Below are 1,156 nucleotides of genomic sequence, written 5' to 3'. Positions count from 1 at the left end.
CCGTTTCGCACCTTGTTGATCTTGCTCTCCTTGCTTGATGGAAGTCAGGGCTCCCGTTCCCACACCAACCATAATCCCTATTCCCAGAATGCTACCAATCACTGGCCAAGCAACATTGATGCCCGCCAATCCGTCAGCGCCAACGTAACGGCCAATAAAAATACCGTCGACAACTTGGTACAGCCCATTGACCAACATGGCTGCGACAGTTGGAATGGTATATTTCCAAAACTGTTTATAAATGGAGTTTTGCATGATTCTCACCAATAGTTAGCAAAGCTAACTAAATAGTTAAATAAATGAATTTTTGAATTAATTTCCAAGCGCTTTATTGAGTAGCGACTGCAATTGTTTGGCTTCTTGTTCGTTTAGCTTTAGCATCATTTGATCCGAAATATCCTTATAAACAATTTGCTCTAAAGACATTTTTTCAGCGACATCTTCCGTCAGTAAGACACGCTTTGCGCGAGCATCTTCATTGCAAGCAATACGCTTCACTAACCCTTTCTTTTCTAAACGCACCACCATATTGGAGGCAGAAGGTTTGGTTACCTGTAACTCGTCGGCAAGATCAGTAATACGAACGCCTTCAGGAAACACCTGAATTACGCGTAAGTAATCAAATTCGTTAAAGCTAAGATGAGACAATGGATCTTCTTTAGCGTAAACACGCCAAGCTTTGGCGCAAAAACGCTCCAAATCGATCAAACTCTCTTCTAAAGCCATAAAGATTCACCAATTAGTTAGCAAGACTAACTATTCTAAAGCGAGTTATCTCAATCATCAAGCGTAAAAAAGCCGCTTATGGAAGCGGCTTTATCATTATTGCTGTTCTTGTTGCTCGGCGGCTTTTAGCTTGGCCAACCTATCTTGCTGAAGTTGGTCATAAATTTGTGCTAACTCCAAGAAAGAGTAACGATGCTCAACGTACTCGTACACATTCAACGAAATGGCGAGCTTATACAACGAAATCGCGCTGGCGATGTCACCTTCCAATTGATGACGTTTACCGAGATAAAAATAGGTTTCCGTCAATCGCTGAGCAAGGCGATAGTTTTCTCGCGTCCCATCCATGATCGCAGCAAGAGCCGCTTCATCAGAAACATCGCGTAGCATAAGAGCGACTAACACCCAACCCCATTCTTCACTGCTATCT

The 1,156-nt window shown here is 42.7% G+C and carries 2 protein-coding genes and 1 pseudogene; all 3 read right to left on the bottom strand.

Translation table 11 applies throughout. From position 1 onward, the window contains the following. On the bottom strand, positions 1-255 hold a 255-nt coding region (locus R7O12_RS26090), incomplete at its 3' end, for an MATE family efflux transporter (RefSeq protein ID WP_318126955.1). Positions 256-312: 57 nt separating this feature from the next. Next, positions 313-726 (bottom strand): MarR family winged helix-turn-helix transcriptional regulator, encoded by a 414-nt coding sequence (locus R7O12_RS26085; RefSeq protein ID WP_005481594.1) that lies wholly within the window; start codon positions 724-726, stop codon positions 313-315. 96 nt (positions 727-822) lie between these two features. Further along, positions 823-1,156 (bottom strand): annotated as a pseudogene (locus R7O12_RS26080) (lipoprotein NlpI); the annotation flags it as partial.

It is taken from the genome of Vibrio sp. Vb1574 (assembly GCF_033338675.1).
Note: the sequence above shows the minus strand (reverse complement) of the source record. Positions and strands in the feature narration are given on the sequence as shown.

What these genes read in the sequence shown, in the direction of transcription:
- R7O12_RS26085 (WP_005481594.1), bottom strand. Translation starts at nt 726, where the DNA reads ATGGCTTTAGAAGAGAGTTTGATCGATTTGGAGCGTTTTTGCGCCAAA.